The organism is Aliiroseovarius sp. S1123 (assembly GCF_023015885.1).
Lineage (GTDB): Bacteria > Pseudomonadota > Alphaproteobacteria > Rhodobacterales > Rhodobacteraceae > Aliiroseovarius.
The window spans coordinates 1-20,379 of the sequence record NZ_JALKBE010000012.1; the positions used below are offsets into that span (position 1 = coordinate 1).

The window sequence follows — 20,379 nt, forward strand, 5'->3', positions numbered from 1 at the left end:
CGATCTCGTCGTATGCTTTGAAGTCACCAAAGAATTTGGTGATCGCTGCCGTCAGAGTGGTCTTGCCGTGGTCAACGTGACCAATCGTGCCGATGTTAACGTGCGGTTTACCGCGTTCAAACTTTTCCTTAGCCATAGTGGCCTCCTGTTAATCTGAGGACCGGGCAGCAATGGGTCACTGCCCGGCTATTTCGATTAGGCGTATTTCGCCTGAATTTCGTCCGAGATGTTCTGCGGAACCGGATCGTAGTGCGAGAACTGCATCGTGAACTGCGCACGGCCCGAAGACATCGAGCGCAGCGTGTTGATGTAGCCAAACATGTTTGCCAGCGGAACGTTGGCGTCAATTGCCACGGCGTTGCCGCGCGGCTCTTGACCCGACACCTGACCACGACGCGAGGTCAGATCGCCGATGATACCACCGGTGTATTCCTCGGGCGTGATCACTTCCACTTTCATGATGGGCTCAAGCAGCTTGGCGCCAGCCAAACGCATACCTTCACGCATACACATACGGCCAGCAATTTCGAAGGCCAGAACCGACGAGTCAACATCGTGGAATTTACCGTCGAGCAGGGCAACCTTGAAGTCGATCACGGGGAAGCCAGCCAGGGGGCCGCTATCCATAACCGAGTTGATGCCTTTTTCAACACCCGGGATGTATTCCTTCGGAACAGCACCACCAACGATGCGGCTTTCGAACGAATAGCCTTCACCAGCTTCAGTCGGCATGATTTCCATTTTGACTTCAGCGTACTGACCCGAACCACCCGACTGTTTCTTGTGGGTGTAGGTGTGCTCGACCGCTTTCGAGATGGTCTCGCGGTAAGCAACCTGCGGGGCACCGATGTTGGCTTCCACTTTGAATTCGCGCTTAAGACGGTCCACCAGGATGTCCAGGTGAAGTTCGCCCATGCCCTTCATGATGGTCTGACCGCTTTCGATGTCAGTTTCCACGCGGAACGAGGGGTCTTCAGCTGCCAGACGTGCCAGACCTTGCGACATTTTTTCTTGGTCGCCTTTGGTCTTCGGCTCAACCGCGATCTCGATAACCGGATCGGGGAAGGTCATGGTTTCCAGAACAACCGGATCTTTCGCGTCACACAGGGTGTCACCAGTGGTTGTGTCTTTCAGACCGGCCAGCGCGATGATGTCGCCTGCGAATGCTTCTTCGATCTCTTCACGATCGTTCGAGTGCATCATCATCATACGACCAACGCGTTCTTTCTTGCCTTTGGTCGAGTTCAGGATGCTGTCGCCTTTGTTCAGAACGCCCGAGTACAGACGGGTGAAGGTCAGCGAGCCAACGAAGGGGTCGTTCATGATTTTGAACGCCAGAGCCGAGAAGGCCATATCGTCGTCCGCGCGGCGGGCGATGTTACGGGTTTCTTCTTCGTCACCGGGTTTGAAGCCCATGTAATCAACAACGTCCAGCGGGCTGGGCAGATAGTCGATCACAGCGTTCAGCAGCGGCTGGACACCTTTGTTTTTGAAAGCCGAACCACCCAGAACCGGAACGAAGTCCAGTGCCAGAGTACCTTTGCGCAGCAGGGCGCGCAGGGTGTCTGCATCGGGCTCGTTGCCTTCCAGATAGGCTTCCATGGCGTCGTCGTCTTGCTCGACGGCGGCTTCGATCATCTTCTCGCGCCACTCGTTGGCCATGTCCTGCAGGTCGTCACGGATCGGAACCCGTACCCACGAGGCGCCAAGGTCTTCACCCTGCCACAGCCACTCTTCCATGTTGACCAGATCGATCAGGCCTTCCAGCTCGGTTTCTGCACCGATCGGAATGCCAACCGGAACGGCGCGTGCGCCGGTGCGGTCTTCGATCATGTTAACGCAGTTAAAGAAGTCAGCGCCGATCTTGTCCATCTTGTTGACGAACACCATGCGCGGAACCTTGTAGCGGTCAGCCTGACGCCACACGGTTTCGGTCTGGGGTTCAACACCAGCGTTGGCGTCCAGAACACAAACAGCACCGTCGAGAACCGCCAGCGAGCGCTCAACTTCAATGGTGAAGTCAACGTGGCCGGGGGTGTCGATGATGTTCATGCGGTGCTTGGGCGTCTGAGCGGTTTCACCGTCTTCGGTGCGTTCCCAGAACGTGGTCGTCGCAGCCGAGGTGATGGTGATCCCGCGTTCCTGCTCCTGCTCCATCCAGTCCATGGTGGCTGCACCATCGTGCACCTCACCGATGTTGTGGGATTTGCCGGTGTAATACAGGATACGCTCGGAGCAGGTGGTTTTACCTGCGTCGATGTGAGCCATAATACCGAAGTTGCGGTACAGCTCGAGCGGATATTCGCGTGCCATGGTGTTCGTCCTTCCTTGGCGTTACCAGCGGTAATGGCTGAACGCTTTGTTGGCGTCGGCCATTTTGTGAGTGTCTTCGCGTTTCTTAACGGCGGTACCGCGCGAGTTCACAGCGTCCAGAAGTTCGCCAGCAAGACGCTCTTCCATGGTGTTCTCGTTGCGCTTGCGTGCAGCGGTGATCAGCCAGCGGATGGCCAGAGCTTCGCGACGCTCGGGGCGTACTTCAACCGGAACCTGGTAGGTGGCACCACCTACGCGGCGCGAGCGAACTTCGACCGACGGCTTTACGTTATCCAGTGCTTCGTGGAACACTTCCACGGGGGCACGCTTGATTTTGTTTTCAACGCGATCCAGCGCGTTGTAAACGATTTTTTCTGCAACCGATTTTTTACCATCGATCATCAGGTTGTTCATGAACTTGGTCAGAACCACATCACCAAATTTGGCATCGGGCAGGACCTGGCGCTTCTCAGCGGCGTGACGACGAGACATATCTGACTCTCCTTACTTCGGACGCTTGGCGCCGTATTTCGAACGACGTTGCTTACGGTCTTTGACGCCCTGGGTATCCAGAACACCACGCAGGATGTGATAGCGGACACCCGGAAGGTCTTTTACACGACCGCCACGGATCAGAACCACCGAGTGCTCCTGAAGGTTGTGGCTTTCACCGGGGATGTAGGAGATAACCTCGAAACCGTTGGTCAGGCGAACCTTCGCAACTTTACGCATAGCCGAGTTCGGCTTTTTCGGGGTCGTGGTGTAAACGCGGGTACATACACCGCGCTTCTGGGGGCAAGATTCCAGGTGCTGCGACTTGGAACGCTTGACTTTGGGCTGACGCGGCTTGCGGATCAGCTGTTGGATCGTTGGCATAGGGCTCTTTTCCCGTTTCTCAACTTCGTCTACGCGAGGCGAACCCCACGCGGTTAAATCTGTTTCGCGTTTCAGGATTGTGACAACCCGCAAAACGAAAACCCGCGAGCGTTTCCATTCCGAGGCAAACGTCGCGGTTGGTTCACAGAGGATCGGTGCTTCAAAGTAGCCCGAACTTGATCCCTCAATACTTGGATAGCCGGGTTACACCCAGCTGGATGCTCGCGCGTATAGACGGAGTCGTAGGGGCTGTCAACAGCGGCCCCTGGATTGCAAGGCTTTCCTAAGCCTACAACCTGTGTCCCGGCAGTCTGGTCAGATCAGCGCTGCGCGGCCCTACGTTCACGGAACAAAGTGAACAGGCCAGTCCCGACAACGATCCCCGCGCCAATCAGGGTCACATCATTTGGCCATTCGCTGAACAGCATCAGGCCAAGAACCAGCGCCCAGATAAGCCCAGTATATCGGAACGGGGCGGCGAATGCGATGTCGCCAACCCGCATCACCATGACCGAGAAGAGATACCCCAAAAAGATAAAGAACGCGGCCATCCCCAACAACGACGCGGACCAGCCATTTACGGGCACCCATTCAACCCCAACAGACGCGATGCCAAATCCAATGGTGATCGAGATTGCCGCCATGATCGCCACGGTCATCGAGGGCGTCTCGGGTGACAGCTTTCGCACTACCAGATCGCGGAAGGTGATAAACACGACCGCAGCCAGCGCATACAGCGACCAGACCGAAAACCCCGCGCCGGGTTGGATGATCAGAAGCACCCCGATGAAACCAACGCTAATGGCCGCAAGTCTCCGCCAGCCCAAGGGCTCGGACAGGAAGACCCAGGCGGCCAGAGCGATCACCAGCGGTAAGACCTGCAGGATGGCGGTGACGTTGGCGATGGGCATGTGAAACAGCGCCGTGAGAAAGCAATAGGTCGCCCCGATTTCCCCGATACACCGAAACCCGATTAGCTTCCATTCTCGCGCCGACAGGTTAAACCGCACCGTGCCCAGATAACGCCCCAGAACATAGAGCAGCACACAGGTCGCAACCCCGCGTAAGAACACTGCCTGTTCCAGCGGCATCGTCGCCGACAACACCTTCATGCAGGCATCGTTGAACGTATAACCGGCCATTGAACCGGTCATCAGCGCGGCGGCTTTGAAATTATCCGAGGGCATGGTGGAGTCGTGTCCTTAAAACGTTCGATCACCTAAACAGCGATTGCCGATCAGGCCAAGCCCAAAAGAAAAGCCCCGCAAAATGCGGGGCTTTCCAAATCTTATGTCAGTCCTGATCAGGGCTGCTCGCTGCCACCCATTTCCGGGGTGTCGACCAGACCCAGATCGTCTTCGGGCGCATCGCCGAACACGTCCTCGACCGGAGCAGCCAAGGCAGCTGCGGCTTCGGCCTCGGCGCGGGCTTCTTCGATCACCTTCTGGTCGCGCTTCTGCGCGATGGCGCGAACCTGCTGGGTTGCCCCACCAGTACCGGCCGGGATCAGACGACCCACGATCACGTTCTCTTTCAGGCCAACCAGCTTGTCGCGTTTGCCCTGAACCGAAGCTTCGGTAAGAACGCGGGTGGTTTCCTGGAACGACGCAGCCGAGATGAACGAACGGGTCTGCAGCGAAGCTTTGGTGATCCCCAGAAGGATCGGCTCGGCCGAGGCCAGACGACGCCCTTCGGCGGCGGCTTTTTCGTTCGCAGCCATGAACTCGGCCTTATCGACGTGCTCGCCTTTCAGCAACGTGGTTTCACCCGAATCCAGGATCTCCCACTTCTGCAGCATCTGGCGAACGATCACCTCGATGTGCTTGTCGTTGATCTTCACGCCCTGCAGACGATAAACGTCCTGAACTTCGTCGATCATGTAATCGGCCAGAGCTTCGACACCCATGATGGACAGGATGTCATGCGGTGCCGGGTTACCGTCCATCAGGTATTCACCCTTCTGGATAAAGTCACCTTCAGCAACCGGGATGTGTTTGCCTTTGGGCACCATGTATTCCACGGTTTCCATCGACTCATCCGCAGGCTCGATCGAGATGCGACGCTTGTTCTTATAGTCGCGGCCGAAGCGCACATAACCATCGATTTCCGCGATGATTGCGTGATCTTTCGGACGACGCGCTTCAAAGAGTTCAGCAACACGCGGCAGACCACCAGTGATGTCCTTGGTCTTGGCGCCTTCACGCGGGATACGCGCAACAACGTCACCAGCTTTGACATTCGAGCCTTCTTCGACCGACAGAATGGCATCCACGGACATGGTATAGGTCACCGGGTTACCCGCATCGTTGCGGACCGGTTCGCCATCTTCAGCCACCAGGATCACTTCGGGCTTCAGCTCGTTGCCTTTCGGCGCCGAACGCCAGTCCGACACGATCTTCTGCGTCATACCAGTTGCGTCATCGGTTACGTCACGTACCGAGATACCGCTGATCAGGTCGATGAACTTAACCTTACCGTCCTTTTCAGCAATCATCGGCAGAGTGAACGGGTCCCATTCGAACAGCTTGTCGCCACGGGCCACATCGGCGCCGTCTTTGACAAACAGTTTCGAACCGTAACCGATCTTGAACGATGCACGCTCAGCGCCGTGCTCGTCCATGATCGCCATAACCATGTTGCGGCCCATAACGACGATCTCGCCGTCACGGTTTTCCAGAACCGACGCGTTGCGGTACTCGATCTTGCCTTCCTGGTTGGCTTCCTGGAACGACTGCTGGCCACCCTGCGCAACACCACCAATGTGGAACGTACGCATGGTCAGCTGCGTACCCGGTTCACCGATCGACTGTGCGGCAATAATGCCGACAGCTTCACCGATGTTCACCTTGGTACCGCGGGCCAAGTCACGACCATAGCAGTTGGCGCAGACGCCTTCTTCGCTTTCACAGGTCAGCGGGCTGCGGATGCGGATGGCAGCGATGCCAGCCTCTTCCACGGCATCTGCCTTGCGTTCGTCGATGATCTCGTTCTTGGCAACCAGTACTTCTTCGGTGCCCGGAACCAGAACGTCCTCGGACGCAACGCGACCCAGAATACGTTCAGCCAGCGAGGATACAACTTCACCGTCGTTCACAGCAGCTTCTGCCGTGATCGAGTTTTCGGTGCCACAATCCTGCTCGCGCACGATGCAGTCCTGTGCCACGTCAACCAGACGACGGGTCAGGTAACCCGAGTTCGCGGTTTTCAGAGCGGTATCCGACAGACCCTTACGGGCACCGTGGGTCGAGTTGAAGTACTCGAGCACGGTCAGGCCTTCTTTAAAGTTCGAGATAATCGGCGTTTCGATAATCTCGCCCGAAGGCTTGGCCATCAGGCCGCGCATGCCGCCCAGCTGTTTCATCTGCGTAACCGAGCCACGCGCACCAGAGTGGGCCATCATGTAAACCGAGTTCGGTTCCATTTCGGCGCCATTTTCGTCGCGCTTGTTCGCCGAGATGGTGTCCATCATGGCGTCGGTGACTTTGTCGTTACACTTCGACCAGGCGTCGACAACTTTGTTGTACTTCTCGCCCAGAGTGATCAGGCCGTCCATGTACTGCTGTTCGAACCCTTTAACCTGATCGCGGGTTTCATCCACGATCGGCCATTTTGTGTCCGGGATAACCATGTCGTCCTTACCGAACGAGATGCCAGCCTTGAACGCTTCTTTAAAGCCCATCGACATGATCTGGTCACAGAAGATAACCGACTCTTTCTGACCGCAGTAACGATAGACGGTGTCGATGACCTGCTGCACTTCTTTCTTCCGCAGAAGACGGTTCACCAGAGCGAACGGCGCCTTGTTGTTCTGCGGTAGAAGCGCGCCCAGACGGATACGGCCCGGCGTGGTTTCAAAGCGGATCATGACGGTGTTACCCTCTTCGTCTACCTGCGGTAGACGCGCCTGAACTTTGGCGTGCAGATGCACTTCGCCAGCGTCCAAAGCGTGGATCACTTCGTCCACGTCGGAGAAGACCATGCCTTCACCCTTCATGCCTTCGCGTTCCATCGAGATGTAGTACAGACCCAAGATCATATCCTGCGACGGAACGATGATCGGTGCGCCGTTGGCCGGCGACAGAACGTTGTTCGTCGACATCATCAGGACGCGTGCTTCCAGCTGGGCTTCCAGCGACAGCGGCACGTGAACAGCCATCTGGTCACCGTCGAAGTCAGCGTTGAACGCCGAACAGACAAGCGGGTGCAGCTGGATGGCTTTACCTTCGATCAGAACCGGTTCGAACGCCTGAATGCCAAGACGGTGCAGCGTAGGTGCACGGTTCAGCATGACGGGGTGTTCGCGGATCACTTCGTCCAAGATATCCCAAACTTCGGGACGCTCTTTTTCCACCAGTTTCTTGGCTTGCTTCACGGTGGAAGACAGGCCTTTGGCTTCAAGACGCGAGTAGATGAACGGCTTGAACAGCTCGAGCGCCATCTTCTTCGGCAGACCACATTGGTGCAGCTTCAATTCCGGGCCGGTCACAATGACCGAACGACCCGAGAAGTCGACGCGCTTACCCAAAAGGTTCTGACGGAAGCGACCCTGCTTACCTTTCAGCATGTCGCTGAGCGATTTCAGCGGACGCTTGTTGGCGCCAGTGATCACGCGGCCACGACGGCCGTTGTCAAACAGAGCATCCACGGATTCCTGCAGCATCCGCTTTTCGTTGCGGACGATGATGTCAGGGGCGCGCAGCTCGATCAGACGCTTCAGACGGTTGTTCCGGTTGATCACGCGGCGATACAGATCGTTCAGATCCGAAGTCGCGAAACGGCCACCATCCAGCGGCACCAGCGGGCGCAGCTCTGGCGGGATCACGGGGATCACGGTCAGGATCATCCACTCGGGACGGTTGCCCGATTCAATGAACGATTCAACGATCTTCAGACGCTTGATGATCTTCTTCGGTTTCAGCTCGCCAGTGGCTTCGGCCAGATCAGCGCGCAGCTGCTCGGCTTCGGCTTCCAGATCAATCGCCGCCAGCATTTCGCGGATCGCTTCAGCACCGATGTTGGCGGTGAAGGCGTCCATGCCATAGGTGTCCTGCGCGTCCATGAACTCTTCTTCGGTCATCAACTGACCATACTGAAGGTCCGTCAGGCCCGGTTCGATCACAACATAGTTTTCGAAGTACAGGATGCGTTCCAGATCACGCAGGGTCATATCCAGCATGAGGCCGATGCGCGACGGCAGCGACTTCAGGAACCAGATGTGAGCGACAGGGGCTGCCAGCTCGATATGGCCCATACGCTCGCGGCGTACTTTCTGAAGAGTAACTTCAACACCACATTTCTCGCAGACAACGCCGCGATACTTCATGCGCTTATATTTACCGCACAGACATTCGTAGTCTTTGACCGGGCCAAAGATACGAGCACAAAACAGGCCGTCACGCTCGGGCTTGAAGGTACGATAGTTGATGGTCTCGGGCTTTTTGATCTCGCCATAGGACCACGAAAGGATCCGTTCCGGGCTGGCGAGCGAGACTTTGATCTCGTCGAACACCTTGGGGGCGGCCAGCGGGTTGAACGGGTTTGTTGTCAGTTCCTGGTTCATTTTGCGTTTCCTTTAATCAGGGGAAGGGTGGGAGGGGTAAGGCGGGCGCCTTACTCCTCGCCCTCCGCATCCAGGAGTTCCATGTTGAGGCCGAGGCCGCGGACTTCTTTGACAAGAACGTTGAACGATTCCGGTACACCGGCTTCGAAGTTGTCCTCGCCTTTGACGATGCTCTCGTACACTTTGGTACGGCCAGCAACGTCATCCGACTTGACGGTAAGCATCTCTTGCAGCGTGTAGGCCGCGCCATATGCTTCCAGAGCCCAGACTTCCATCTCACCGAAGCGCTGACCACCGAACTGCGCCTTACCACCCAGCGGCTGCTGAGTAACAAGCGAGTACGGACCGGTTGAACGCGCGTGGATTTTGTCGTCCACAAGGTGGTGCAGTTTCAGCAGGTACTTCACGCCGACAGTGACTTCGCGCGAGAACTGTTCACCGGTACGACCGTCGAACAGAACCGACTGACCCGAGGTGTCGAAACCGGCACGCGTCAGCGCGTCGTTTACGTCAGCCTCTTTGGCGCCGTCAAAGACCGGAGTCGCGATCGGAACACCGCGGGTCACATTGCCAGCTGCATCCACAAGCTCGTCCTCGTCCATGCCCGCGATGCCTTCTTCATAGACATCGTCGCCATAGGCGATGCGCATGGCTTCGCGAACCGGGGTCAGATCGCCGGAACGGCGGTATTCACCCAGAGCTTCGTCAATGTTCAGACCCAGACCGCGTGCGGCCCAACCCATGTGGGTTTCAAGAATCTGACCAACGTTCATACGCGAAGGCACGCCCAGCGGGTTCAGACAGAAGTCAACCGGAGTACCATCGGCCAGGAACGGCATGTCTTCCATTGGTACAACCTTGGAAATAACACCTTTGTTCCCGTGACGACCGGCCATCTTGTCGCCCGGCTGAAGCTTACGCTTCACGGCAACGAAGACTTTAACCATCTTCATCACACCCGGCGGCAGATCGTCGCCACGACGGACTTTCTCGACCTTGTCTTCAAAGCGCGCATCCAAGGCACGTTTCTGAGCTTCGAACTGTTCGTTCAGGGCTTCAACGATTTTCGCATCGTCTTCGTCCTCAAGCGCCAGCTGCCACCACTGACCGCGCGACAGACCTTCCAGCAGTTCTTCCGAGATGGTCGAACCGGCTTTCACGCCTTTCGGGCCTTTTACAGCGGTTTTGCCCAGGATCATGCCCTTCAGGCGGGCATAGATGTTGCGCTCCAGAATGTGCAGCTCGTCATCACGGTCGCGGGCAAGGCTTTCGACCTCTTCGCGCTCGATCTGAAGGGCACGTTCGTCTTTTTCAACGCCGTGGCGGTTGAAGACACGGACCTCAACAACGGTACCGAAGTCACCCGGCTTCACACGCAGCGAGGTATCGCGTACGTCCGAAGCTTTTTCACCGAAGATGGCGCGCAGAAGCTTTTCTTCCGGCGTCATCGGGCTTTCGCCTTTCGGGGTGATCTTACCAACCAGAATATCGCCCGGCTCGACGTCCGCACCGATGTACACAACGCCAGCCTCATCGAGGTTGCGCAGCGCTTCTTCACCGACGTTCGGAATGTCACGAGTGATTTCTTCCGGCCCAAGCTTGGTGTCACGAGCAGCGACTTCGAATTCTTCGATGTGAACCGAAGTGAAGACGTCGTCACGCGCAATACGTTCCGAGATCAGGATCGAGTCTTCGTAGTTGTAGCCGTTCCAGGGCATGAACGCGACGACCACGTTCTTACCCAGAGCCAGTTCGCCCATATCGGTGGACGGACCATCAGCAACAACTTCGCCTTTGGAAACCTTCTGACCTACTTTCACCAACGGACGCTGGTTGATGCAGGTGTTCTGGTTCGAACGCTGGAACTTGCGCAGACGGTAGATGTCTACGCCCGCGTCACCCAGACCAAGGTCTTCGGTGGCACGTACAACGATACGTGTTGCGTCCACTTGGTCGATCACACCGCCGCGCTTGGCTTGGATGGCAGCGCCCGAGTCGATGGCAACCTTGCCTTCGATACCGGTGCCGACAAACGGAGCCTCAGCCCGCAGAAGCGGAACAGCCTGACGTTGCATGTTCGAGCCCATCAGAGCGCGGTTAGCATCGTCGTTTTCAAGGAACGGGATCAGCGATGCAGCGACCGAAACCAGCTGCTTGGGCGACACGTCGATCAGGTCAACGTTATCACGCGGTGCCATGGTGTATTCGCCCGACTGACGGGTGTTCACCAGATCGTTTTCAAACCGGCCATTTTCGTCCAGATGCGCGTTGGCCTGAGCCACGGTGTGACGCATCTCTTCGGTGGCGGACATATAGTTCACCTCGTCGGTGACCTTGCCATCCACAACCTTACGATAGGGCGTTTCGATAAAGCCGTATTTGTTCACGCGGGCAAAGGTGGCCAGCGAGTTGATCAGACCAATGTTCGGCCCTTCCGGCGTTTCAATCGGACACATACGGCCATAGTGAGTGGCGTGAACGTCACGCACCTCGAAGCCAGCACGTTCGCGAGTCAGACCACCCGGTCCAAGCGCCGACAGGCGGCGTTTGTGGGTGACTTCCGACAGCGGGTTGGTTTGGTCCATGAACTGCGACAGCTGCGACGAGCCGAAGAATTCACGAACAGCAGCCGCGGCCGGTTTCGCGTTGATCAGATCCTGCGGCATCACGGTGTCGATCTCGACCGAGGACATACGTTCCTTGATCGCGCGCTCCATGCGCAGCAGGCCGACGCGGTACTGGTTTTCCATCAGCTCGCCGACCGAGCGAACACGACGGTTGCCAAGGTGGTCGATATCGTCGATGTCGCCTTTGCCGTCGCGCAGTTCGACCAGTGCCTTGATACAGGCAACGATGTCTTCGCGACGCAGGGTGCGTTGGGTGTCTTCTGCATCCAGGTTCAGACGCATGTTCATCTTCACACGACCAACGGCCGACAGGTCGTAACGCTCGCTGTCGAAGAACAGCGTTTCGAACAGGTTCGACGCAGCTTCAACCGTGGGCGGCTCGCCCGGACGCATGACGCGGTAGATGTCCATAAGCGCGGTTTCGCGACCCATGTTCTTGTCAGCCGCCATGGTGTTGCGAATGTAGGGACCCACGTTCACGTTGTCGATGTCCAGAACCGGAATGTCGGTGATGCCCGCATCCATCAGCTCTTTCAGCGATCCGCCGATCAGCTCGCCATCTTTGTCGTGCTCAAGCGTCAGCTCGTCACCGGCTTCGACGTAAATCGCACCAGTGTCTTCGTTGATGATGTCCTTGGCGACAAATCGGCCAACGATGCTGTCAAACGGCACCAGAAGGTCGGTCACTTCGCCAGCTTCCATCAGTTTCTTGACGGCACGCGGAGTAATCTTCTTGCCAGCTTCGGCAATCACTTCACCGGTTTTGGCGTCGATCAGATCTTGTGTCGGACGGGTGCCCGCAACACGCTCGGGGAAGAACTTGGTGACCCAACCTTTGTTCTTCTTCAGCTTGAACTGAACGGTGTCGTAATACGCGTCACAGATGCCTTCCTGGTCCAGACCCAGCGCATAAAGCAGCGTGGTCACGGGCAGCTTGCGGCGACGGTCGATACGCGCAAAGACGATGTCTTTGGCGTCGAATTCGAAGTCCAGCCACGAGCCACGGTACGGAATGATGCGGCAGGCGAACAAAAGCTTGCCCGACGAGTGCGTCTTGCCCTTGTCATGGTCAAAGAATACGCCCGGCGAACGGTGCATCTGGGATACGATCACGCGCTCGGTGCCGTTCACGACAAAAGTGCCGTTCGGCGTCATCAGGGGCATGTCGCCCATGAACACGTCTTGTTCCTTGATGTCCTTCACCGACTTCGCGCCGGTGTCTTCGTCCACATCGAACACGATCAGACGCAGGGTGACTTTCAGCGGCGCCGAATAAGTCAGGTCGCGCTGTTGGCATTCCTCAACGTCGAATTTCGGCTCTTCCAGCTCGTATTTCACGAACTCGAGGATCGAGGTTTCGTTGAAATCCTTGATCGGGAATACCGATTGGAAAACTGCATTAATGCCTTCGCCGTCCATCGGCTCGGGCTGATCGCCAGAGTTCAGGAAAAGATCATACGAGCTTTTCTGAACCTCGATCAGGTTCGGCATTTCCAGAACTTCACGGATTTTGCCGTAATACTTACGCAAGCGTTTCTGGCCAAGATAGGTCTGCGCCATAAGGTATTTACCTTTCATTTCTCAACTGAGGCGCCAACCGTTGGGTCGCCGGCGACACCTCGTCCGAGACGGGGGTTCGAACCAATTCATGGAAACCCGCCCAAGGGTTCCCTCCCGATCCATTGAACCTTTCCCAGAACAGGGTCTGCGATCAGGCCCTCTTCAAGACAGGTTCGGCTGGACCCGGATTTCTCCGGGCCCAGCCTTGATTTTGCAGGCCACCGAGGGCCCAAAAGCGTAAAGCTTAAGCCAGTTCGACTTCTGCGCCAGCTGCTTCCAGCTTGGCTTTCACGTCTTCTGCTTCGGCTTTGTCAACGCCTTCTTTGATCTTGCCGCCAGCTTCAACCAGCTCTTTGGCTTCTTTCAGGCCAAGACCGGTGATGCCGCGAACTTCTTTGATCACGTTGATTTTCGAGGCGCCGGCGTTCTTCAGAACAACGTCGAACTCGGTTTTTTCTTCAGCTGCTGCTGCACCGGCGTCGCCGCCTGCTGCCATTACAACTGCGCCGCCAGCGGCGGGCTCGATGCCATACTCGTCTTTGAGGATGGTTTTCAGTTCTTGTGCTTCGAGAAGGGTCAGACCCACGATCTCTTCAGCAAGTTTTTTCAGATCAGCCATTTGACTTCTTTCCGTATTTAGATGTGTTCCAACGTAGAGTGATATTCCGCTCCGCTGGTCTCAGATTGCTTAAGCAGCCTTGTCTTCAACAGTAGACAAGATCGATGCGATGTTCGAAGCAGGCGCGCCAATGGCTCCAGCGATGTTCGAAGCAGGTGCGCCAATACAGCCAGCGATCGAAGCGATAAGCTCTTCACGCGACGGCATAGCGGCAACGGCTTTAACACCAGCCTTGTCCAGAGCATCCTCGCCCATTGCACCACCAAGAATGTCCAACTTGTCGTTGGTCTTGGCATATGCATCCATCACCTTGGCCGCAGCCACAGGATCTTCGGAATAAGCAAGAACGGTCATACCCGTCAGATAGTCGGCAATCGAAGCGGCCGGCTTACCTTCAAGGGCGATTTTGGCGAGCTTGTTCTTGGCAACGCGTACAGACCCACCAGCTTCGCGCATTTGCGAACGCAGGTCCTGCATTTCAGCAACCGTGAGACCGGCGTAGTGGGCAACCACAACGACGCCAGAGCTTTCAAAGATCTGGCCGAGTTCCTCGACCACTTTTTCTTTTTGTGCTCTATCCACAGTTTCACTCCAAGTATGGAGGGTTTAACCCCTCCGGCTCATATTTTACCGAGTTTTCAAGGAAAACCCGGCAATCGGGTCCGCGATAAGGGTCCTTCGCAAAATCGCCCCAAGGCCAAGCGGCCGAGAGAATTCTTTTGTCCATTTCCCATCTCAGGCAGGAATTATGACACTTGCGCGCGGTCGCTTTTCAGCTTGGCCCACCGGCATCACCCACCGTCTCGGACGAAACGCAAAACAGCGCACGACGAATCGCACGCTGGAATGCTCGGTCTGTTTAGAATGTTTCGAGGGGTTTTCCAACCCCTAACAGGGCGCTCGGTCTAGAAAGTCCGGCTACCCAACAAAGCGACCTTAGCACAGAATCCTGTCATCTCAAAATTCTGACACAGACCGCACGAAAAAAGGGCGCCCGATCAGGACGCCCTTTTCTATTGTCAGACTGAAGAAACTCAGTTGCCGGTGGCGTTTTCCACGTCAACGGTCACGCCCGGACCCATGGTCGAGCTCAGCGAGATTTTCTTCATGTAAGTGCCTTTGGCGCCCGAGGGCTTGGCTTTCTGAACGGCGCCCACGAAGGCACGCACGTTTTCAACCAGCTTGGCGTCGTCGAACGAGGCTTTGCCCAGGCCAGCGTGAACCACGCCACCTTTTTCAGCCTTGAACTGAACTTCGCCGCCCTTGGCAGCTTCAACAGCCGCTTTGACGTCCATGGTCACGGTGCCAACTTTCGGGTTCGGCATCAGGTTGCGCGGACCCAGAACTTTACCCAGACGGCCAACGATCGGCATCATGTCAGGGGTGGCGATGCAGCGATCAAACTCGATGGTCCCGCCCTGAATGGTTTCCATCAGGTCTTCGGCGCCAACGATGTCTGCACCAGCAGCCTGAGCTTCTTCAGCTTTCGGGCCGCGAGCGAAAACAGCAACGCGCATGGTTTTGCCGGTGCCGTTCGGCAGGCCGATTACGCCACGGACCATCTGGTCAGCGTGACGGGTGTCAACACCCAGAGCCATCGCGATTTCGATGGTTTCGTCGAATTTGGCCTTTGCGTTGCCCTTAACCAGCGCAACAGCTTCTTCAACGGTCAGGTTGTCTTTGCCGGCGAAGGCTTCGCGAGCGGCAGCGGTACGTTTACCCAGTTTTGCCATCTTACTTCACCTCAATGCCCATGGAGCGGGCCGAGCCCAGGATGATCTGCATCGCGGCTTCGATATCGTTCGCGTTCAGATCTTTCATCTTTGCTTCGGCGATTTCCTTCACCTGAGCAGGAGTCACCGAACCAACGGTTTCACGACCGGGGTTGTTTGCACCCGATTTAAGACCGGCGGCTTTGATCAGGAAGTACGACGCGGGGGGCGTCTTGATGTCCATCGAGAAGGACTTGTCCTGATAATAGGTGATCACGGTCGGGCACGGCGCGCCGGGCTCCAGATCCTGCGTCTTGGCGTTGAACGCCTTACAGAATTCCATGATGTTGATGCCGCGTTGACCCAGTGCGGGGCCGACGGGCGGGCTGGGGTTGGCTTGACCTGCAGGAACCTGCAGCTTCATCGTGCCAGCGAGTTTCTTAGCCATTTGGCTTCTCCTTTAACAACAGCTCGGGGACGCGTCCCTTCGCCTCTCATTGCCGCGGTCTGGATTGGTGATCGCGATCACCGCCCCTCCCGCGTTCTCAACACGTCAGCCCTGCTTCGAGACCTGCGTGTAATCCAGTTCGACCGGGGTTTCCCGGCCAAAGATCGACACAGCAACCTTCAGGCGCTGGCCTTCTTCGTCCACTTCTTCGACCAGACCGTCGAAGCCTTCGAACGCGCCATCTGTCACGGCGACTTTTTCGCCGATCTCGAAGCTGATCATCAGCTTCGGCGCTTCCGCACCTTCTTCGACGCGGCCCAGGATGCCTTGTACTTCGGCATCGCGCATCGGCATCGGACGGCCCTGCGGCCCCAAGAAGCCGGTGACGCGGTTGATCGACATGATCAGGTGATAGCCTTCGTCCGACATTTCCATGTGGACCAGAACGTAACCCGGCATGAAGCGACGCTCGGTCGTGACCTTCTTGCCACGACGCACTTCGATGACCTCTTCGGTCGGCACCAGCACTTCGTCGATCTGGTCCTCAAGACCTTTTTCTTCGACCGAAGCACGGATTGCCTCTGCGATCTTCTTTTCGAAGTTCGACAGCACGCTTACCGAATACCACCGTTTCGCCATGTCAGCCTCTGCATTCCTGCGCCCCGAAGGGGCTTTTCAAATTCTGTTTCCGGGAACAAAAAATCGGCGTGCAACTTGATTCGCCACACGCCCTTCCCGAAGTGATGCCCGAACTACCCCTGAAACACGCTCATTTCAAGGGCAAAGACGGTGTGTTAGCCGAAGTAGCCCAGCACGGCGGACAGACCGCTGCGAATGCCAAGGTCCACAAGCGAAAAGAACAATGCCGTAAGTGCAGCCAGCACGAACACCATACCGGTGGTCAACATAACCTCACGGCGGGTCGGCCAGGTGACTTTGGACACCTCGGCGCGCACTTGCTGGATGAATTGCAACGGATTGGTCATCTGTTTTCGGCCTTTCATATGATAGGCGGTCAATTACGCAATGCGCACGGGGTTTTCAAGCCTTCACCGTCAAACCACGCCTAAAAGGCCCAAAGCAACGATCAGAACCAGCGCACCCGCGGCGATTTCCAGCAGTGGGACGGCGCGTGCGGCCAGTGTACCGCCCTGAAGAAGCCCCGCCAACAGCCCGCCACGCAGACCGACCGCGGCCAAAGCCGTGACAATGGTGACACTGGCGGTTCCCATCGCCATTGCGACGACGCCAAGGATGCCCTGCCAGACCAGCCCCATCTGCCATGTCAGCACCAGAAGGAATAGCGCACCCGTGCAGGGACGAATGGCGACCCCAGCAATCAGGGCCGCCAGCTCGCGCCAGCTCCCAGCGGCTTCCACATCATGCATTCCCGGCGCATGGGCGTGGCCGCAGTCGTGGCAGTGGATGTGTCCATCGTGGTGGTTGTGCGCGTGTGCCTCGCCATGTGTCACCCGCAAAAGCTTCCGCGCGCCGCGCAGCAACAGGTATAGCCCAATCAACGCAATCGCCGCATAACTCGCATCGGCGAACCAGTCCTCGGCCAGCCCGACCATTTGCTGGCGTGTCAGGTTCAAGACCAGCACTCCGGCAAATACCAGAACTATGGCGCTGAGCCCCTGCGCGAGCGAAGACAGAAGCGCCACCGAAGACATCCGCCACATGGTCGCCTTTGACGCCAGAGAATAGCCGCCAATCAACACCTTACCGTGCCCCGGTCCGACCGCGTGAAAGAACCCGTAGGAGAAGCAGATGGTCAGAAGGGCAAGAAGCGCACCCGGCTCCCCTGCCCTCAGCGAACGCAGCCCCCGCGCCATCGAGGTTTGAACTTGCCGCTGCCAATCAGCGGCCCAAACCGACACGCCCTCCAGCGCACCTGTGGCCCACAGCACCACGCCGATCAACAAAATGACGAGCGATAGGAGAGAGGTTACTCGGAGCATGTCAGCAGCAACTGATCAGCAAACAGATCGCCCACTTCCGGATAGCTGTCTTCCGCGTATTCGACGCTGTCCGGGCCATAGAGCAGGCTTTCCACCTTGTCATAGGCGGCATTCAAATCTGCGGGTACGTGCGCGACTGAGCAATCCTCGCGCCCTTGGACAGTAACCGGCAGGCGCACATCATAGGCGACGAAAAACGTGGGATCATAGATCTGCACGAGAAGCGGTTCAGCCCCAACCGTCAGACGCGTTTCCAGCGGGCGGATATGCCAGCTGATCACGCGCCCATCCTCGTAGCGCATGCCGTGCTCGACCGGACCAGACAGCGCCACATCGGCACCCGCATTCTTCAGATACAGGTCACCGGGAAAGCCCGCCGCCCAGTCAACATCCTGCCCCGCATAGGCATCCAGCGCGGCCTGTTCAGGAATGCCATCCCCGTCCGCATCCAGACCGTTATCTTCGACCAACAGCAGGGAATAGAACTCGTCATAGGCCCAGAACACGCGCACCGCAGCCAATTGCCCCGCATCGTCGAACAACAGATTCGCACCCGCATCAATGAAGACGTGCGGATGGCTGGCCAAAGGCAAAGCCGAGGCCGCAATCACCGGAAGGGACAGAATGGTTGAACGCAGAGATCTCATGCACTGGATGTAGCGCGGTCCATGCATCACGACAACAGGCACGGGGCCGCTAAGCGGTGCATCGCTGGATCATTAATGTTGGTGAAGGTGGTGGCAGGGGCAGCAGGGTTCGAACCCGCGACCTACGGTTTTGGAGACCGTCGCTCTACCAACTGAGCTATACCCCTAGGACCGAGACAGCGATTATGCCAGCACGCCGGGATTATCAAGAGCTTTCATTGACATTTTTAGTGCTATCTTTCACCTAACCCCAAAAACAGGCTCTCGAAATGACCGATCCCTCAGTATTCAAAGACCACCCCTGGGACGCACTTGATCCAGCTTTGCTGGCGCAAGCGTCAAAGGTGCCGACCATGTTGGCCCCGGCAGAACAGCGTTTCTATTTCTGGGCCACGTCAGAATGGATGCAGGACGAAGGGGCCGTGGTTGATCTGGGCTGCTACGTCGGTGGATCCACCGCCCGGCTGGCGGCGGGTCACCAGCACGCGGGCCATACGGGCCTGATCCATGCATTTGACCGGTTCGGCATCAATGAGGCTGCAAAAAAGAACTTCTTATATCCGCGCGGCATCGCACCATTCAAAGGCATCAAAACGCTAGATCTGGCGATCGATCTACTGACCCCCTGGACCGAGCGGATTTCGCTTCATCCGGGCCAGATCGAGGATCAGATCTGGGAAGACGGCCCGATTGAGATTCTGGTCATGGATGCCTCGAAATCCACGCGGACGATGGACGCGATGATGCGCATCTTCTTTCCATCGCTGATCCCCGGCCGCGCGCTGGTGGTGCAGCAGGACTATCTGTTCTGGCGCCTGCCCTGGATCGCGATCCAGATGGAGCTTTTGGCCGACTATTTCACCCCGGTGGCTTGCGTGCCCGAGCACACGTTGGTCTTTCAGAACACCAGGCAGATCGACGACAACGCGTTGAAAATCGGAATGGTGACGCCGCTTTCGCACGACCAACGCCTTGACCTGCTTGAGCGCGCCAAACAGCGTTTGATCGCCACGGGTTTTGATGTCGAACAGCCAATGAACGAACTAATCGAGACGCAGGTAAAACATCCGCACGCAGAACGCGCGCGGCACATCCCACGGAAGGTTTGAACCGGTTCGCCGCCAATGCTGTTCCGACCACGCCGGGTGTGCCAGTGTCGACGCCTACGCGGAAACTGGTTCAACTTTCAGAACAAGCTTGCCGGATCTGTACTTTCCCTGCCGCAAGACTCCGGGCTTTTTAACCTCTGGATACTGCTCCGCCCAATCCCGGTAGCGATCATTCGTGACGATCTGGCAATCATGACTCCGCGCAGCTCGTAAAATCGCCTCATCCGCAATCGTCCCTTTGGGCACGACGATCACGGAATACCTTGGCAGGCCCAGTCTCCGCTCGAACTCTCGGTCTTTCAGATATTTGCCCAGCAGAAGGTAACCGGCATTCGCATCGAAAAAGAAACGAGGCGCATATCCAAGCTGCGTCAGATGCCCAACAACATCGCAAAGCGGCTCTGGGCTTGGGGTGTTATCCTTCCAGTACATCACATTGGAACCATCCACGACGACCCGTGGCAGGGTCCGGGGCTTCGTTCGCTTTTTGCGCCCGGCTTTCGGTGGCAGCGTCCTCAGAAGCGCAAATAAGCTTGCCGCAAATATTGGGGCAGAGATGATCAGATAGTCAGACCAATCAGCGAAAAGAACCGCAGCAAGGGAAAAGAGGCCCGAAAACACCGTCGCGCTATAGTAAAGAACAAATAAAAGCTTCTGCATCTTCCTGCTCGTTCAAAACCCCTAACCCGTCTAAATTGAAATGCGCTTGAGGGTCAATATACGGGATCAGCGTTTGAGCAAGCGGGCCGCCGAAAAACGCTTCTAAAAAGCACTACATCTTCGCAAACTGATCCCCGGTCCGTGCTTGTCACGGGCCACACCCACCTCGGTCCGTGTCGCCCTTCCGTTAGAACCCACGCAAAAAGGGCGCCCCGTGGGACGCCCTTTCTTATCTTCTGTGGATTTGGCGCTCGGTGATTTGGCGCTATCACCAATTCACTGATCGC

The 20,379-nt window shown here is 57.0% G+C and carries 17 protein-coding genes and 1 tRNA gene; 1 reads left to right on the forward strand and 17 read right to left on the reverse strand.

All coding sequences use genetic code 11. The features are described 5' to 3' along the window. The 16 genes from MWU53_RS15615 to MWU53_RS15690 form a co-directional block, all read right to left on the reverse strand. The coding region (locus MWU53_RS15615; RefSeq protein ID WP_247094606.1) for a GTP-binding protein at positions 1 to 136 on the reverse strand (136 nt) is incomplete at its 3' end. Positions 137 to 195: 59 nt separating this feature from the next. Next, the gene (gene fusA, locus MWU53_RS15620) at positions 196 to 2,313 is read right to left on the reverse strand and encodes an elongation factor G (protein ID WP_247094590.1); all 2,118 of its coding nucleotides are present in this window, start codon (positions 2,311 to 2,313) and stop codon (positions 196 to 198) included. Positions 2,314 to 2,334: 21 nt separating this feature from the next. Continuing rightward, a complete protein-coding gene (gene rpsG, locus MWU53_RS15625) occupies positions 2,335 to 2,805 on the reverse strand; it encodes a 30S ribosomal protein S7 (RefSeq protein ID WP_247094591.1) in 471 nt (156 codons plus the stop codon). 12 nt (positions 2,806 to 2,817) lie between these two features. Continuing rightward, positions 2,818 to 3,189 carry a 30S ribosomal protein S12 gene (gene rpsL, locus MWU53_RS15630; protein WP_008182915.1) on the reverse strand — a complete coding sequence of 124 codons (372 nt, stop codon included), beginning with the start codon at positions 3,187 to 3,189 and terminating at the stop codon, positions 2,818 to 2,820. Positions 3,190 to 3,509: 320 nt separating this feature from the next. Further along, positions 3,510 to 4,376: a DMT family transporter gene (locus MWU53_RS15635; protein ID WP_247094592.1), complete on the reverse strand. Its 867-nt coding sequence runs from the start codon at positions 4,374 to 4,376 to the stop codon at positions 3,510 to 3,512. A 116-nt stretch (positions 4,377 to 4,492) separates the two neighbouring features. Further along, a complete protein-coding gene (gene rpoC / locus MWU53_RS15640) occupies positions 4,493 to 8,749 on the reverse strand; it encodes a DNA-directed RNA polymerase subunit beta' (RefSeq protein WP_247094593.1) in 4,257 nt (1,418 codons plus the stop codon). A gap of 50 nt (positions 8,750 to 8,799) precedes the next feature. Further along, positions 8,800 to 12,936: a DNA-directed RNA polymerase subunit beta gene (rpoB, locus tag MWU53_RS15645; RefSeq protein WP_247094595.1), complete on the reverse strand. Its 4,137-nt coding sequence runs from the start codon at positions 12,934 to 12,936 to the stop codon at positions 8,800 to 8,802. Between the two features lie 244 nt (positions 12,937 to 13,180). Continuing rightward, complete coding sequence (gene rplL, locus MWU53_RS15650) at positions 13,181 to 13,555, reverse strand: 50S ribosomal protein L7/L12 (RefSeq protein WP_247094597.1); 375 nt, start codon at positions 13,553 to 13,555, stop codon at positions 13,181 to 13,183. Positions 13,556 to 13,624: 69 nt separating this feature from the next. Next, positions 13,625 to 14,137 (reverse strand): 50S ribosomal protein L10, encoded by a 513-nt coding sequence (rplJ, locus tag MWU53_RS15655; protein WP_108857578.1) that lies wholly within the window; start codon positions 14,135 to 14,137, stop codon positions 13,625 to 13,627. A gap of 452 nt (positions 14,138 to 14,589) precedes the next feature. Further along, entirely contained in the window at positions 14,590 to 15,288 is a 699-nt protein-coding gene (rplA, locus tag MWU53_RS15660; RefSeq protein WP_247094598.1) for a 50S ribosomal protein L1, read from the reverse strand. Position 15,289: 1 nt separating this feature from the next. Beyond that, a complete protein-coding gene (rplK, locus tag MWU53_RS15665) occupies positions 15,290 to 15,715 on the reverse strand; it encodes a 50S ribosomal protein L11 (RefSeq protein ID WP_247094599.1) in 426 nt (141 codons plus the stop codon). Positions 15,716 to 15,820: 105 nt separating this feature from the next. Then, the gene (nusG, locus tag MWU53_RS15670) at positions 15,821 to 16,354 is read right to left on the reverse strand and encodes a transcription termination/antitermination protein NusG (protein WP_133489712.1); all 534 of its coding nucleotides are present in this window, start codon (positions 16,352 to 16,354) and stop codon (positions 15,821 to 15,823) included. A 155-nt stretch (positions 16,355 to 16,509) separates the two neighbouring features. Continuing rightward, positions 16,510 to 16,701: a preprotein translocase subunit SecE gene (gene secE / locus MWU53_RS15675; RefSeq protein WP_133489713.1), complete on the reverse strand. Its 192-nt coding sequence runs from the start codon at positions 16,699 to 16,701 to the stop codon at positions 16,510 to 16,512. Between the two features lie 69 nt (positions 16,702 to 16,770). After that, entirely contained in the window at positions 16,771 to 17,676 is a 906-nt protein-coding gene (locus tag MWU53_RS15680) for a hypothetical protein (RefSeq protein WP_247094601.1), read from the reverse strand. Beyond that, a complete protein-coding gene (locus tag MWU53_RS15685) occupies positions 17,664 to 18,323 on the reverse strand; it encodes a DUF1007 family protein (protein WP_247094602.1) in 660 nt (219 codons plus the stop codon). The genes MWU53_RS15680 and MWU53_RS15685 overlap by 13 nt, the downstream gene beginning before the upstream one ends. Positions 18,324 to 18,414: 91 nt before the next feature. Continuing rightward, positions 18,415 to 18,490, reverse strand: a tRNA-Trp gene (locus MWU53_RS15690). A 102-nt stretch (positions 18,491 to 18,592) separates the two neighbouring features. Here MWU53_RS15690 and MWU53_RS15695 point away from each other — a divergent pair. After that, positions 18,593 to 19,432 (forward strand): hypothetical protein, encoded by an 840-nt coding sequence (locus MWU53_RS15695; RefSeq protein WP_247094603.1) that lies wholly within the window; start codon positions 18,593 to 18,595, stop codon positions 19,430 to 19,432. Between the two features lie 54 nt (positions 19,433 to 19,486). Here the strand turns inward: MWU53_RS15695 and MWU53_RS15700 are convergent, their stop codons facing one another. Further along, a complete protein-coding gene (locus tag MWU53_RS15700; protein WP_247094605.1) occupies positions 19,487 to 20,092 on the reverse strand; it encodes a hypothetical protein in 606 nt (201 codons plus the stop codon). Positions 20,093 to 20,379 lie beyond the last annotated feature (287 nt).

Coding starts and splice junctions, on each gene's coding strand:
- fusA (WP_247094590.1), bottom strand. CDS start 2,313: ATGGCACGCGAATATCCGCTCGAGCTGTACCGCAACTTCGGTATTATG.
- secE (WP_133489713.1), bottom strand. CDS start 16,701: ATGACCAATCCGTTGCAATTCATCCAGCAAGTGCGCGCCGAGGTGTCC.
- rpsG (WP_247094591.1), bottom strand. CDS start 2,805: ATGTCTCGTCGTCACGCCGCTGAGAAGCGCCAGGTCCTGCCCGATGCC.
- MWU53_RS15685 (WP_247094602.1), bottom strand. CDS start 18,323: ATGAGATCTCTGCGTTCAACCATTCTGTCCCTTCCGGTGATTGCGGCC.
- rplL (WP_247094597.1), bottom strand. CDS start 13,555: ATGGCTGATCTGAAAAAACTTGCTGAAGAGATCGTGGGTCTGACCCTT.
- rplA (WP_247094598.1), bottom strand. CDS start 15,288: ATGGCAAAACTGGGTAAACGTACCGCTGCCGCTCGCGAAGCCTTCGCC.
- MWU53_RS15635 (WP_247094592.1), bottom strand. CDS start 4,376: ATGCCCTCGGATAATTTCAAAGCCGCCGCGCTGATGACCGGTTCAATG.
- MWU53_RS15700 (WP_247094605.1), bottom strand. CDS start 20,092: ATGCAGAAGCTTTTATTTGTTCTTTACTATAGCGCGACGGTGTTTTCG.
- rpoB (WP_247094595.1), bottom strand. CDS start 12,936: ATGGCGCAGACCTATCTTGGCCAGAAACGCTTGCGTAAGTATTACGGC.
- rpoC (WP_247094593.1), bottom strand. CDS start 8,749: ATGAACCAGGAACTGACAACAAACCCGTTCAACCCGCTGGCCGCCCCC.
- nusG (WP_133489712.1), bottom strand. CDS start 16,354: ATGGCGAAACGGTGGTATTCGGTAAGCGTGCTGTCGAACTTCGAAAAG.
- rplK (WP_247094599.1), bottom strand. CDS start 15,715: ATGGCTAAGAAACTCGCTGGCACGATGAAGCTGCAGGTTCCTGCAGGT.
- rpsL (WP_008182915.1), bottom strand. CDS start 3,189: ATGCCAACGATCCAACAGCTGATCCGCAAGCCGCGTCAGCCCAAAGTC.
- MWU53_RS15695 (WP_247094603.1), top strand. CDS start 18,593: ATGACCGATCCCTCAGTATTCAAAGACCACCCCTGGGACGCACTTGAT.
- MWU53_RS15680 (WP_247094601.1), bottom strand. CDS start 17,676: ATGCTCCGAGTAACCTCTCTCCTATCGCTCGTCATTTTGTTGATCGGC.